This window comes from Acinetobacter sp. DMC2, from assembly GCF_056314305.1.
In genome coordinates, this window is sequence record NZ_JBQUYP010000003.1 from 290,910 (window position 1) to 305,674 (window position 14,765).

The following is a 14,765-nucleotide window of genomic DNA, read 5'->3' on the forward strand; positions in this document are numbered from 1 at the left end:
CAACGAATTGCCTTCTTTTTTATTTAGAGATTAATTTTCTTGTAACTTAGGATCTTGGAATCCTGTTTCACGCATATCTTGAGAGTTGAATAAGAACATAAAACCGACTGCAAAGCTTAATATGCCAAAGAAGAGGATACTTCCGGATATTGGTAAGAACCGAGTTAAAAGACCTAAAGTTGTGGTGGCAATCGAATCGCCTAATGCATCTTGTGCAAGCCAGATTGAATTAATACGCCCTAAATATTCATCAGGTGTATGTCCTTGCACAATGCTGTATTGAAGCAAGTTGGCAATCGACATCAAATATCCAAATACACATAAAATGGGCAAAGTCACGATTAACCACGGTGAAAGTCCAATCATAATCATGCAGCTAAAAATCCCTAAACACGTATAGAGCATGACCAAGCCAGGTCTGAGTAAACGTGTTGTCCAGCCACTGAGTAAAGCTCCTAAAGTCGAGCCTAAAGGCACTGCCGTATACATAAGCCCGAGTTCGAATGCACCGCCGTGAAAAATTTCATCTGCCATTTGCGGAAAAATAATACGAATAGCACTGCTAAAACTGAGCAGTGTGCCTATTAAAATCGTGCTACCAACTACTTTATTTTTAAAGACAAATTTAAAGCCTTGGACTAATTGGCGAAGAGGGCTCTCGCCATTTGACACATGTTGCGGTTTAAGCGCAGGTAGTCCCATCAATAAAAACACAGTGAGTAAAGTACCTACGGTTGAGACCCAATACACGGTCGCAACACCGCTAGCAGCAATTAAAATACCGCCGATTGCAGGTGAAATAACGGTTGCAAGACGTACGGATACCATGCTGATTGCACGGGCTTGTACAATATTTTCGCGCCCTACAATCACAGGCATGATCGCCATCATTGCCGTTACACCAAGTGCACCAAAGAAACCATCCCATGCTGAAAGAAAGTAAATGGCATAAAGCGAAGGATGCTCAAACATGGCGTTGATGGCGAGGCCAGCAAAGCCTAAACCACACACACCACGTGCCAATAAAATCAGCCATTTTCGATCTTTGCGATCTGACAGCAAACCACCAAGTAACAAGCCAATAAACATGGCAATACCTTCAAAAGCCATTGCAACTGCAACATTTAACGAACTACCCGTAATGTCATAGACTTGTTTTGGAATAGCCACGACTAACATACCAATCGTTAACAATGACAATGTGCGGGCAATAAATACATGTCGGAAATGAGCATTGCGTTTTAAAAGACTAAAGTCGGTCAATATAGATTTGAAGCTCATGGCATACGCTCCTCTAAACCGCGTGCCTGACAAATCATGCGGTTTAAAATGGGGCCAAGTGTTTCAAGCTGCTGCGGAGACAATATATCAGTATGGTCTGCCTCACTTAGCCGAACAATATTAAGTTTTTTGACTAAAGGTGACCATTGTTGTTCTGGTTGGATATATGGTAGCAAGTCTTTTTCAGCGACAACCAAGTGTAGCTCACCATCAAAGTGCGGCATTTTATATGGTTTTAATAAACGGACGGCATCACGATAGTTTGCAAAAATATCCTCCTGTAGACGCCGTGTTTCTTCACTTAAAGCCGTATCTGCATCGACTAAAATATCATTGAAGAATTGAAGCTGTTCTTGTTCAGCTTCAGCATTCATTTCCTCTACCGACAAATCTAACCACTGATGAATTTCAGCAGGGTAAGTGTCTAACAAACCGAGAAAATCAACTTTTTCACCTTGTTCAGTGAGCTTCGCTGCAACTGCATAAGCCACAGTGCCACCAAGTGAATAACCTAATAAGGTATAAGGTCCTGTTGGCTGTTGCTTGCGAATAATCTCAAGTTGTTTTTCAACCAGCTCATCCATATCAGCGCTATTTGCCAATAGGCCCTCAGGTCGAGGAGACTGCAATCCAATAATTGATAAGTCGGAATGTAAATAACGATTCAGCACAGTATATTGCCATGCAGAACCAGAACCAGGGAAGAAACAGAACAATGGATGTCCAGAGCCGGAACGGATTGGTAAAATAGACTGCATGCCAGTTTGTTCAACTTCTGCTAAACGTTCTTGTGTAAGAAGTAAAGCAGCTAAACGTTGAATCGTGACGTGACTCATCAATTGACCAATTGGAATGGTCCGCTTGAATACTTTTCGGATTTCAATTGCAAGCTTCATTACCAAAATGGAATGTCCACCAATGGCAAAGAAATCTTCGTTAACACCAATATTCTGATCTGTATTTAAAATTTGCTGGAAAATACGTGTCAGTTCATGTTCAAAAGCAGTGGTAGCATACTGTTTTTCTGTATTTGAAAGATCAAACTGTGGTTGCGGTAGTGCTTTACGGTCTAGCTTACCATTATGACTTAATGGGAATTGCTCGACTAATACATAGTGAGTCGGGACCATATATACTGGAAGCAGTTTCGCCAATTGTTTCTTTAACCGCTCAATATCCACAGGTTCTGTTGTTTGCAAGTAAGCAACCAACTGAACATCAGCTTTATTTTTTTCAGAAGGAATCGGGTGTACCACCACATCTAGACCACTGATTAAGCGTAATTGCTGTTCAATTTCACCCAGTTCTATACGTTGACCCCGTATTTTTAGCTGATCATCAGCACGGCCTACATATTGGATACTGCCGTCTGCATGCCAACGGGCAATATCACCAGTACGGTACATGCGTTGACCTGCTGCGAATGGATTTGCCACAAAACGCGTTGCTGTTAAGTCCGCTCGATGCAAATAACCCATTGCCAATTGATGACCTGCTAAATAAAGCTCACCGTCCACTCCAACAGGAACAGGGCGTAAGTATTGATCTAAAATATAAAGCTGGGTATTCCAGACTGGATAACCAATTGCGACGCTACTTTCTTCAGGGTGTAAACCTAGTGTTGCATCCATATAACTCACATCTACGGCCGCTTCTGTTGGGCCATATAAGTTATGTAGCTCACAGCTAAAGTGCTCGGTAAATGATTTTGCTAGAGCTGTTGGTAATGCCTCACCACTACAGAACACTCGGCGAATTGGTAAACTTTGACGCTGAGCAGATGACAAAATTTCGGTAGCAGCATTTTCAAAAATAGCCAACATTGACGGTACAAAATGTAATGTTGTTATCTGATATTTTTGAATGAGACTTAATAATGCCAATGGGTCACGGTGTGCATCCACAGGAGCCATAACCAATCTTGCACCCACTAAGTATGACCAGAAAAACTCCCATACTGAAACATCAAAAGTACATGGTGTTTTTTGCAAAATCGTATCGGTTGCTGACAGCGGATACTCTGATTGCATCCATAAAATACGGTTCACAATAGCTTGGTGAGAAACCATGACGCCTTTTGGCTGGCCTGTTGTACCCGATGTATAGATTAAATATGCCGGGTGCTGTGGGGTAATAACTGTCGTTTTATAGCTACTTAAATCAACCTTTGTTTCATCAAATAATTCATTAAAAGCAAAGGTAGCTATTGATGTGTGAACAATAGCTGCTAAATCTTTTTGTTCACCAATCACAAGTTTAGATTTAGCATCCTGCAACATAAATTTGATGCGTTCAGTCGGATGTTGTAAATCAATAGGTAAATAAGCTGCACCTGCTTCAATTACCGCCAAAATCGCAATACTTAGTTTGACTGATCTTGGCAGGGCAACGGCAACAATATCTCCAGCCTGTACACCCGCTCTTTGCAATTGCTGTGCTAAAGCACAAACTTGCAAACGCACTTCACTGAAACTGAGCTGATGATTTTCATCAGATAACGCCGTTTGTTCAGGTACAATTCGAGCTTGTTCTCTGAGTAATTGCTGTAACGTACTCTGACGAACATAGTATTGGGTTTGATTCGTTTTCTGGATTAAATCGCGTTCTTCAACCAGCTGCAAGCGATAATGACTTAGAGACGTCTCTGGTTCATTTAATGCAATTTCAATCAATTGAACCATTCGCTCTAGGAAATGCTCTGGTCGATCAATTACACCACGCTGTTCGAGCAATAGCTCAATTTGATGATCAGGAATAACCAACAAAGCAAGCGGGTAATGGCTATAACCGCGATTTGTGAGTTTGGAAATAGCAGCATCACCAAGTTTTTGCTGTAAATACTGGTTATCGGGGTAGTTTTCTACAACTAACAAACTATCGAAAAGATTGCCCTGAGCTATCAATTGCTGAATTGCACTTAGTCCTAAACCATCATGTTCTAAATGTTCAACATGCAATTGCTGTAACTGAGGCAATTGTTCCCAAAGTGTTTGCTGCATGTTGAGTTTTACACGCACTGGAATCGTATTTAAAAACAATCCAATCTGCTGCTCTAAACCATTGATAGGTGCCGAACGTCCCGAAACAGGAGTACCAAACACAATATCTTCACGATGAGCATAAATATTTAAAGTCATTGCCCAAATCATTTGCATGAAGACATTGAGCGTGATGCCTTGTTGGCGTAATTTATGTTGAAGTTTTGCACCCAACTCGGCACTTAAACGATATGGAGTTTCCTGTATAGCTTGCTGTGGTTGATTAAATAAAATAAGTGGCTGTAAATCTGCTAAATCACGTTGCCAAATTACTTTTGATGTTTCATGGCCACGTCCAGATAAAGCTTTAATCACTGTTTCATAACTATATTCAAGCACAGGCAATTGTTGGTTAGTTTGCTGATAGGCTTTAATAAAGTCTTGTAAAAACAGCGGAGTTGACCAACCATCTGTCAACAGATGATGCACCATAATCAATAATTCTGACTGTTCTGGAGCATGTTGAATTAAGGTTGCCCGAATTAAGCCATAGGGTTGGTCGAGGTGAATCGGTTGCTGCAATGCTTCTTGAATGGTTTGTTCAAGCAAATCGGGAGTGACCGAACAAAACTGAACTGGCCAAGCTTGATTAGGATGTAATGAATAGATAAAAACAGGTTCTTCAGCTAATTCGCTATCAAAATGCCCACCTAGTTGCGGGTGACGTTTTAATACGGTAATCAAAGCTTGCTGCAAACGTACCGGATCAATTTCTCCATTTAAACTAAGACGAGTAAAGGCATTATAGTTCGATTGATTTTCTACTTGAGATAAGAACAGCATGCCTTTTTGCAAAGGAAGCAAAGGTAAAATAGTGCTGTTTTTTCCATATTTTTCTTGAACTTTTTGCTCTAGGTCTGCTGAAAATAACGGTTTTGAAACGGCTGCTTGTTGTTCATCTAAACGGGTGAGTTGCGGTGTCATAGCGGCGACTGTTTTAAATTGAAATACATCACTTGGTCTTAAACCATAACCACGTTGGCGTAGTTGAGTACAAAGCATAATGGCCGAAATACTATCGCCACCTGTCATAAAGAAGTCATCATCAATTCCAATTGCGTCAAGCTTAAGAACAGATGCAGTAATTTGACATAAAAGTTGTTGTTCAGGCGTTTCGGCCATTCGGCTATGGGTACGAATTTGAGGCTTTGGCAGTGCCTTTTTATCGACTTTGCCACTTACATTTCGTGGAAATTCGGACATAACAGTCAGGGCAGATGGCACCATATATTCAGGCAGGTTTTGACGTAACTGGCTTAAATATTGTTGACTTAATTGCTCACTGGTTTTTTCATCAAGTTCAATGTCTTTGACCACACAGTAACCAAGTAAACGATGACTGTTATTGATCGGTTCTGCAATCACGACTGCGCTTTCAACATTGGCTAAAATCGAAAGTGCATTTTCAACTTCACCAATCTCAACTCGATAACCACGAATTTTGATTTGGTCATCACAGCGCCCCATAAATTCAAGTTTACCCGCGCTATTCCAGCGGACTAAATCACCCGTACGGTACATGCGCTGTCCATGTTCAAATGGATTCGCTACAAAACGGGCAGCACTTAAATCAGCTCGACCTAAATAACCATTGGCAATGCCAAAGCCAGAAATATAAAGTTCACCAATCACGCCTGTAGGGCATCGTTGTAAATGGCGATCTAATACATAGGCCTGTGTATTACCAATAGGGTTACCAATGACAGGGCGAGCGGTCTGTTTTAATTCTGCCCGGAAAGTATCAACCGTATATTCTGTTGGGCCATATAAGTTATGAGCAAAAAGCGCTGGCTGAGCATTGAGCTGTTGCCATAAGGCTAGAGGTGCAGCTTCACCACCAATCAAAATAAGACTTGGGTGATGCTGATTTTCAGCAAATAAACCATTCGTCATCATTTGCGCACAAAAAGATGGCGGTAAATCCAGTGTATCGATTTGTCGTTGCTGAATTTCTTGCACTAAACCAAATGCATCTCGACGCATGTTTTCATCAAAAATATGTAGCTCTTGGCCCCATAACATCCAGAAAACTTGCAACCAAGATGAATCAAAAGAGAAAGAGTGTGTATGCGCTGCACGTAACGGACGCTCAGGGAAACGCTGATTTACAGCTTCTAATACTGGCCAGTAAATGGTTGGTTTATGCGACAAAATGAGGTTGAGTAAAGAACCATGTGTATTCATTACCCCTTTAGGACGACCCGTACTTCCTGAGGTAAAAATTACATAAGCAACATCTTGGAAATCAAATTTGCGATTTTCAGCGGGAATATCACTCGCATCTTGCTTTCGAATTTGCGTTTGAACATCTTCATGATCAAGATATAACTGCTGAATATTTTGTGGTAGTTGCTGTGCGAGTGCTTGTGTGGTTAATACAAATAATGGATTTGCATCTTCACACATCATTTGCATACGATCGATTGGATAATCTAAATCGAGAGGCAAGAAACTTGCACCAGAGTTTAATACGGATAACATCACCACAACTGAGTCAATCGAACGAGGAATAGCTCCAGCAATGACAGTTTGCTTTTTGGCTCCATTTTCTTGTAAAAAACGAGTCAGTTGATTCACTTGTACTGCAAGCTCAGCAAAACGGAGATGCTGAAGGTCTAGACGTTCACCACTCACAATTGCGGTACGTTCGGGATACTTTTTAATTTGCTCATAAAAAATATCTAGAACATTATTATATTGTTCAGGATGGCTAACACGTGGACCAATGCCACTTTGAGTTAGGGCAGCAAGTTCTTGTTGTGTCGTAATATTAAAATTGCTACATGCCTGTTCTGGACGAATTAGAGCTTGTTCAAGTAATAAAGTTAAGCGTTGACCATGGTTAAATAGTTCATCTTGTGTATAACGCTGCGAATCTGCACGTAGTTCGATAATCAGCTCATGATCTTGAACAATAAAAGAAAACTCAAAATCATCAATTGGTCCTGTAGAAATATGGTGTGTTTTGACCTTTTCACCATCTAACATCAAGTCTTGATCAAAAGCTTTATAGTTTAAAATAGGACCGTACATTCGTTCATGAATATCGATACTATTTAAATCTCTTAAAATTTGTTCAGCATCATATTTTTGATGTGGACGAATTTGTCGTAATTTCTCTTGTACATGTTGAGCCAAGCTTACCCAACTGTCTTTTTCAACAACTTTAAACTTCACAGGCAAGACATTTACCGTCGGTAAGGTTGAGCGAATCGCTTTTGAACCTAAACGGCGCATAAATGGAATACCGTTAACCAACTGGGTTTTATCGGTCATTTTGTAAATATAATGTAATGACAATGACATCATCATGTCATTTAAAGCTAACTTGGTTTGCGCAGCTAAAGCCTGAATTTGCTCTAAAATTCCTTGCGAAAAACGCAACTGATGCTTAACAAATGTTGCTGTAGTTTTTGCCGCTAAATGATGAGTACTTAAACTAATTGGACTAGGTAAATCTTCACAGTAAGCTTTCCAGAAAGCTTGGTCTATTTTAAATTGATGACTATTTTCATAAGCCTGACGTTCTGAAATAACTTCATTCACGCCAATGAACGGGGAAACCGAAAGATCTTTTCCTTCTTGTAATTGTTGATATAGCTCAACAATACGTTTGGTTAGGTTAATCATACTAAAGCCATCAAGCATGATATGGTGATAACGTTGATACCAATACACTTTGTCATGTGTAGTAAATAGCACCTGACGGAACAGTTGAGATTCACCAGCTTTAAGTGATTTAGCACATTGACGATCTGATGGCATCCAGTCCCATAAGCGTTGTTGAGCTTTTTTAGGCGTTAAATGACAAAAATCAAATTCTTCGATTTGAAACTGAACTTGATTATTAAGCTCAATAAATGGTTGAGACGGGTCAGATGAATATGAAGCAATGACCGTGTCGGCTTCATTTAAGCCGATTTGAATTGCTTTTTTAAATGTGGGGATGTCGACAGTTTTTGGTAGTTCCAAACAATGCGCAATAGTATATAAATCTTCAATTGAACTTAAATGATCGGCAAGGAAAATGCCGAGCTGAGTAGAGGCCAATTCAAAACGAGTGGGTTGTGAAAGGTCCGGAGTAAATTCATTGTTTAATGCCTGATTCATGACAATACTCCTTTTTACGCTTGTTGAAAGGGGTTAATCGTAACCCAGTGCTTTTCCACATATGCAATACACGAAGCCCGTGTATCCGATCCATGCTGAACATCCCAACCCGACGGCACCTGATGTTGAGCAGGCCATAAACTGAACTCACCTTGTTGATTTTTTAAAACCTGAAAAGACAAACTTTCGTTATCGAAAGGATTAATATAGTTTTCCTGTAAGTTGCTCATGATATTGTTATCCTTGATGAAACAAATGGTTATAGTGAAAGAGTTTTTTGCAATGCCTTAAGCAAGTCGGTACGCCAGTTCACGGCATCATGTCCGCCTGAAAAACTGTGAAAGCTCACTTGATTGAATGATTGCAATTGTTGATAAAGCTGTAGGGCATCGTCCCGCATATCGGTTTCATACGTGCCGGCACTGATATAAATTCGAGTTGTTTTTGATAATGGATGAGATAGGTTTTGAAGCAGTTCTAAAATATTCCCTTTATATTTTTGACCTAACGTACTGTTCGAAAAATCTGACCACCAATAAGATCCAGACTGTAAAATCAGAGAAGTAAAAATGGTCGGGAACAACAAGGCGCTATGTAAAGCGCATAATCCACCTAAACTTTGACCACATAAGGTAATGTCTGTTTTAGAAATAAAGGAATATTCTTTTAGAAGCGTTTCAATAAGTTCATAAACCAACGCCTGACTAAACGCATCATGACAACCATAATCTTGTTGGCGTTGTTGACTATTTAAACTATGAACAAAAACATAAACTGCTGGGCGAATCTTATCTGCAACAGTTAAATGCTGAAGATCGGGAATAATCGACAGCTCTCGGCTCCAGATTTGGCCATCAAGCAAAATGATGAGTGGCAAGTCTTCTTGAGTTGATTGATGACTAATAAAAACGTCGACTAAATAGTCCTGTTGGCATAAGCGACTTGACCATTGAAATGTTTTTGTAATCGGGCAATCGGCTATTAAAGATTTTGTGTTTTCAAGTTGAATTTGATTGATATATCGAGCCAGATGTCCCGTGTAAAATCGATGTTGATTGAATGGATCAATTTGAGCATTCTGTTTAAGCTGGGTTTGCCACCATGCGCGTCGTGTTGCTGCACAATCTGTTTCTGGGGCCTCCTCACTAGATGTCACGACCACATAACTACCAGCCCAAGCTAGAGGCAACTCTATTTCAAAAAAGTACACATCTGTCCCAGCTACGCGGCTAAAACGATTCCACTTTTGATAGATAGAAGGGCTTTGTGAATAGATATCGATATAAACAAAAAGGCTTTCTTTGAGTTCAGAACTACGCCAAATAAAGGTACATAGCGCTTTATTTTTTTGTAGGTTGACCAGCGGGCTACCTAGTTTTTTTACGGTATTCCACCAGACTTCACTCCCAACATTGAGTTGTTGAAATAGGGGATGTAAGGGTTGAGAAAATGGCTTCATTTTGAGTCCATCTCGACAAGAAAGCGCGGTAAAATTATCAGAATGATTCTCATTAGTAAATGAAAACAATTATCATTATAATCAATAAAAAAAGATGCGTTTTACTAATGTTAATTAAAAACAATAATTTAAGTTAGATTTATGGTTAATAAATAACTTGATTTAGATTGTAATCTTATGTTTGATATTTATCGCACTTGATAATAATGATAATTATTTGCAATTATGTGACGCAATTTAATATTCGAGTCAAACTGGAGTAAAACATGAGCTCTACCATCGTAGTCACAGGTGCTGCAAGAGGTATTGGAGCTGCTATTGCAAAAAAATTATTGCAGCAAGGGTATCAAGTGATCGGCATCGACCGACAGGAAAACCCAGAACAATGGGAAATCACTCAAAAGCTAGAAGAAGGTGACATTTCACGTTGGCAAGGCTTTCAGCAAGATATTACTGATCAAGAAACAACAGCAAAGCTCATTAATAATATTTTAAACAAATATAGCGTGACGGGTTTAGTGAATGCGGCGGGTGTTTTGATTATGCGTTCTATGCTTGAAGCAAAAACAGAAGACTGGCAAACACTTTTCGCAGTAAATGTCATGGCACCTATTGCGATTAGTCAACAACTGGCCAAGCATTTTTGTGAAAAAAAGCAGGGAAGTATTGTCACGATTAGCTCAAATAGTTCACGTATGCCACGTATGCAACTTGGCATGTATGCAACTACAAAAGCTGCATTGAGCCATTACTGCCGTAATCTTGCGCTTGAAATTGCACCTCATCAAGTCAGGCTTAATATTGTTTCACCAGGCTCTACGCTAACTCAAATGCAGCAGCAGCTTTGGACAGATAATTCGCCTCCGCCTGCGGTAATCGATGGAGATTTAAGCCATTACCGTACAGGCATTCCCTTAAGGAAATTAGCCCAACCTGAAGATATCGCCAATACGGTAAGTTTTTTACTTTCTGATCAGGCCGCACAAATTACCATGCAAGAAATTGTGGTTGATGGAGGAGCCACTTTAGGCGTTTAAACATCCATTCATTACAACAAAATAACTGATAAGGAGTTGCGAGATGTCGGCACAGCATCCATATTTTATCCAACGAGAAAATTTTACTGAAAGCCGCGTTGCACTAGCGCAAGAAATTTTAAATTGTGGAAATGACGCAGGTTTTATTTTTACCACGCCAGAATACGCCATCAATAGTCATCAAAAATTACGAGATATTCAGGTCGCTAAAAATAGCCTTTTAAAAGATTGGCTAGATGAAGCGCGAACTCAATTACAACATGCAATAAATGACGGTTATAAAGACGTCAAAATTATGGGTGGACTACCATTTTGCTCGGCAGCCGATGTCAACTTAATGCTCATGCAAAATGCAAAAATCTTTCAGAAAGTACTCTATGCACAATCTGATATTGATTTTGGTTCTTTATCTTTAGAAAAGGCGGATTATTTCCCTTTAGGTGAACATTACCAACAGCAAGTTGAATATTTAGTTCAGCAAATGCAAGCAAAAAAACTCGATAAAGCCGTACTTGCTCGTATTTTACAACTTGAATTTGAACAAAATATTCCTGTCTCAGACTTATTTTATAACTTAGCTAAGCATAATCCCGAAGGCTATAACTATGCAGTTGCGAGGCATCCTCAAAGTGAAGGGTGGTTTGTCGGTGCAAGCCCTGAACTCTTAATTGCAAAGCAAAATACAAAAATCTGGAGTAAACCGGTTGCCGGTACATTGGCTTGTGATGATGACCCAACCGTAGACCAAAACAATGCCAGAGCATTACTGGCTTCACAAAAAGATCAACATGAGCATGCACTCGTCATCGAAATGATTGCCGATGAGCTCACACCTTTTTGCAAGCAATTACAAGTACCAAAACAACCATCCCTCATTCGTACCAAACGCCTCTGGCACTTGGCATCCCATATCACCGGCGAACTTAAGAAAGCCGATACTCATGTTTTTGACTTAATTGAACGCTTACACCCAACACCTGCAATTTGTGGGGAGCCTAGTCCGATTGCTAAAGAATTAATTCAGCAACTTGAACCATTTAATCGTGAATTATTTGCAGGAACTATGGGTTGGGCAGATGAACAAGGTAATGGTGAATGGTCGGTGACTGTTCGCTGTGCTCGAATTTATCAAAACATTGCCCGTTTATTTGCCGGTGCAGGCATTGTGGAAGCATCTCGTCCGCAAGCTGAACATGCTGAAACTGCCGCTAAATTTCGCACTGTGCTGGACGGATTCCAGATTTCGCCCAATCAATTGCCAATACAAGGACCAAATACATGACAACACAGGTTTATCTGGATGGCGCCGTGCCATATCCAGCAGAGTTTGCTGAGATTTACCGTAAAAAAGGTTATTGGCTTGGGCAAAACTTGAGTGATTTCTTGCGTGAAAGTGCTCAAAAATACCCAGAAAATATTGCTGTATATGATGGGGATAAAGCCGTCAGTTACGCTCATTTTGATCATTTAGTTGATTACTGTACCAGTCACTTATATCAACATGGACTAAGAGCGGGTGATAAAGCGGTTGTACAGATGCCGAATCACTATCAGTTCTATATTTTATTTTTTGCACTGATTCGGCTTGGTGCTTTACCTGTGATGTCTTTACCTGCACATCGCTATGCAGAACTCAGCAGTTTTTTTAAACAAACTCAAGCAAAAGCTTATTTCTGTGCTGATTTTGGAGCACAAAAATTTGACTACCGAGAGCTTGCCGAAAAGCTTCAGCAAACTGCTCCTTGCTTACAACATGTATTTGTACTTGGAAATGCCGGCAAATTTATAGCCATTCAAGATCTATTAAAAGAAACCAGTATTTTGGATGCAGCGATTTCGCCGACTACGGCAGATCAGGTTGCTTTCTTACAACTTTCAGGTGGAAGTACTGGTGTTCCTAAACTGATTCCACGTACCCATGACGACTACTTATATAGCGTACGTGAAAGCGCAAAAATCTGCCGTCTCAATCAGTCATCACGCTTACTCATGGTTTTACCCGTGGCACATAACTTTTCAATGAGCTCGGCCGGTTCTTTAGGTATTTTTTATTCGGGTGGTGCTGTGGTTTTAGGAACTGATTCAAGTCCTGAAACTGCTTTTTCATTAATCAAAAAACACGGTGTGACTGATGCTTGCTTGGTTCCTGCTTTAGTCCGACCATGGATGGATAAAGCGGCAAAAGATCAAGATCCAATATTATCGACTTTACGTTGTTTGCAAGTCGGAGGAGCACGTTTGCCCGATGCCGTTGCCTCACGCCTAATTGATGAATTTCAAGTCAATCTACAACAAGTCTTTGGTATGGCTGAAGGGCTGGTGAACTACACCCGTTTTGACATGACGAAAGAGCAAATCGTTCATACCCAAGGTTTAAAAATATCACAAGATGATGAAATCTTGGTGCTAGATGATAACGATCAGCCAGTAGACGCTGGAGAAGTAGGGCATTTGCTGACTCGTGGGCCTTATACCATTCGCGGCTATTATCAAGCACCAGAGCACAATGCACGTTCTTTTACACTGGATGGTTTTTATCGAACAGGCGATTTAGTGCGTATTCGGAAAGATGGCTGCATTGTGGTAGAAGGGCGTTCAAAAGAACAAATCAATCGTGCTGGTGAAAAAATTGCGACTGAAGAGGTTGAACAAGCTTTATTAACTCACCCACAAATCCGTTTGGCAGCACTAGTTGCTATGCCTGATGAGATTATGGGGGAAAAAAGCTGTGCATTTATTGCATGGCAAGCACAAAGTGATGACCCAAGCCAAATTCGCCTTGCAATGTCAGTTCGTCAACATCTGAAAGACTATGGACTTGCTACCTACAAAATTCCCGATCGGGTCGAATTTCTGGAGCAATTTCCATATACAGCCTTTGGAAAAATCGACAAAAAAAGATTACGTCAACAACTTGAAACTAATACCAATGTTCTTGCTTAAAGATAAAAAAGGAAAAATTTGATGAGTATTCCTAAAATTGCTAGTTACAGCATGCCACAAGCCCACGAATTTACGGCAAATAAAACATCTTGGCAGTTGCATACCAATCGCGCTGTTTTATTAGTACATGATATGCAGCAATATTTTTTAGATTTTTATGATCAAACTCAAGCGCCTATTCCAGAGCTTATTAGAAATACCAAAGAACTAATTGAAACTGCGCGTAAGTTTAATATCCCTGTGGTCTATACGGCACAGCCCGGTAACCAGACACCGGAACATCGCCAGTTATTAACTGACTTTTGGGGAACTGGCCTAAAAGATGATCCAAAAATTACTCAAATTTTGCCGGAAATTTCTCCTCAAAAAAATGATACTGTCTTAACAAAATGGCGTTATAGCGCATTTAAGTTTTCTCCACTTGAACAACTCATGCGTGAGTCAAACCGTGACCAGCTCATCATTTGTGGTGTCTATGCTCATATTGGCTGTCTTATGAGTGCAGCGGAAGCCTTTATGCTAAATATCCAGCCATTTTTATGTGGAGATGCGCTCGCTGATTTTAGCCGTGAAGAACACGATATGGCTTTAAAATACGCAAGTACACGTTGTGGGCAAGTGATGACAATTCAACAGGTCACACGAGCTTGGGCGCTTGAACAAGCGGCATCACCGCTCACTCAAGAAGGTATTGTTTTGGCGGTGAGCGAGCAGCTTCAGATTCCTGCATCAGACATTCAGTTAAATGATGATTTGCTCATGCTTGGGCTTGATTCGGTACGACTCATGACATTAGTGGGTAAATGGCAAGCTTACGGCGCACAGGTAAGCTTTGAAGATTTGGCTGAACAACCAACCTTAGAAGTTTGGATTGATAAGCTAGTCGCTTAAATTTAA

The 14,765-nt window shown here is 40.3% G+C and carries 8 protein-coding genes and 1 pseudogene; 5 read left to right on the top strand and 4 right to left on the bottom strand.

Annotated elements, in window-relative coordinates; genetic code table 11:
• Nucleotides 1-30: 30 nt before the first annotated feature.
• From entS to fes, 4 genes are read right to left on the bottom strand one after another with little or no spacing between them, the layout of a single operon-like run.
• A complete protein-coding gene (gene entS / locus ACT53H_RS08195) occupies nucleotides 31-1,281 on the bottom strand; it encodes an enterobactin transporter EntS (RefSeq protein ID WP_476009006.1) in 1,251 nt (416 codons plus the stop codon).
• On the bottom strand, nucleotides 1,278-8,429 hold the full coding sequence (locus ACT53H_RS08200) for an amino acid adenylation domain-containing protein (RefSeq protein WP_476009007.1): 7,152 nt from the start codon (nucleotides 8,427-8,429) through the stop codon (nucleotides 1,278-1,280). Before ACT53H_RS08200 ends, entS begins: the two co-directional genes overlap by 4 nt.
• Before the next feature lie 14 nt (nucleotides 8,430-8,443).
• The gene (locus ACT53H_RS08205) at nucleotides 8,444-8,659 is read right to left on the bottom strand and encodes an MbtH family protein (protein ID WP_476009008.1); all 216 of its coding nucleotides are present in this window, start codon (nucleotides 8,657-8,659) and stop codon (nucleotides 8,444-8,446) included.
• Between the two features lie 29 nt (nucleotides 8,660-8,688).
• Nucleotides 8,689-9,888, bottom strand: a complete 1,200-nt coding sequence (gene fes / locus ACT53H_RS08210) for an enterochelin esterase (protein WP_476009009.1) — start codon at nucleotides 9,886-9,888, stop codon at nucleotides 8,689-8,691.
• Between the two features lie 266 nt (nucleotides 9,889-10,154).
• Between fes and ACT53H_RS08215 the strand changes: the two genes are divergently transcribed.
• The 5 genes and pseudogenes from ACT53H_RS08215 (at nucleotide 10,155) to ACT53H_RS08235 (ending at nucleotide 14,759) form a co-directional block, all read left to right on the top strand.
• Nucleotides 10,155-10,925: an SDR family oxidoreductase gene (locus ACT53H_RS08215; protein WP_476009010.1), complete on the top strand. Its 771-nt coding sequence runs from the start codon at nucleotides 10,155-10,157 to the stop codon at nucleotides 10,923-10,925.
• 43 nt (nucleotides 10,926-10,968) lie between these two features.
• Nucleotides 10,969-12,207, top strand: coding sequence for an isochorismate synthase (locus ACT53H_RS08220; protein ID WP_476009011.1), 1,239 nt, complete (start codon nucleotides 10,969-10,971; stop codon nucleotides 12,205-12,207).
• Entirely contained in the window at nucleotides 12,204-13,868 is a 1,665-nt protein-coding gene (locus ACT53H_RS08225; RefSeq protein ID WP_476009012.1) for a (2,3-dihydroxybenzoyl)adenylate synthase, read from the top strand. Before ACT53H_RS08220 ends, ACT53H_RS08225 begins: the two co-directional genes overlap by 4 nt.
• 21 nt (nucleotides 13,869-13,889) lie before the next feature.
• Nucleotides 13,890-14,540 (top strand): annotated as a pseudogene (locus ACT53H_RS08230) (isochorismatase family protein); the annotation flags it as partial.
• A gap of 30 nt (nucleotides 14,541-14,570) precedes the next feature.
• Nucleotides 14,571-14,759 carry a phosphopantetheine-binding protein gene (locus tag ACT53H_RS08235; protein ID WP_235823111.1) on the top strand — a complete coding sequence of 63 codons (189 nt, stop codon included), beginning with the start codon at nucleotides 14,571-14,573 and terminating at the stop codon, nucleotides 14,757-14,759.
• Nucleotides 14,760-14,765 lie beyond the last annotated feature (6 nt).

What these genes read in the sequence shown, in the direction of transcription:
- entS (WP_476009006.1), bottom strand. Translation starts at nt 1,281, where the DNA reads ATGAGCTTCAAATCTATATTGACCGACTTTAGTCTTTTAAAACGCAAT.
- ACT53H_RS08200 (WP_476009007.1), bottom strand. Translation starts at nt 8,429, where the DNA reads ATGAATCAGGCATTAAACAATGAATTTACTCCGGACCTTTCACAACCC.
- ACT53H_RS08205 (WP_476009008.1), bottom strand. Translation starts at nt 8,659, where the DNA reads ATGAGCAACTTACAGGAAAACTATATTAATCCTTTCGATAACGAAAGT.
- fes (WP_476009009.1), bottom strand. Translation starts at nt 9,888, where the DNA reads ATGAAGCCATTTTCTCAACCCTTACATCCCCTATTTCAACAACTCAAT.
- ACT53H_RS08215 (WP_476009010.1), top strand. Translation starts at nt 10,155, where the DNA reads ATGAGCTCTACCATCGTAGTCACAGGTGCTGCAAGAGGTATTGGAGCT.
- ACT53H_RS08220 (WP_476009011.1), top strand. Translation starts at nt 10,969, where the DNA reads ATGTCGGCACAGCATCCATATTTTATCCAACGAGAAAATTTTACTGAA.
- ACT53H_RS08225 (WP_476009012.1), top strand. Translation starts at nt 12,204, where the DNA reads ATGACAACACAGGTTTATCTGGATGGCGCCGTGCCATATCCAGCAGAG.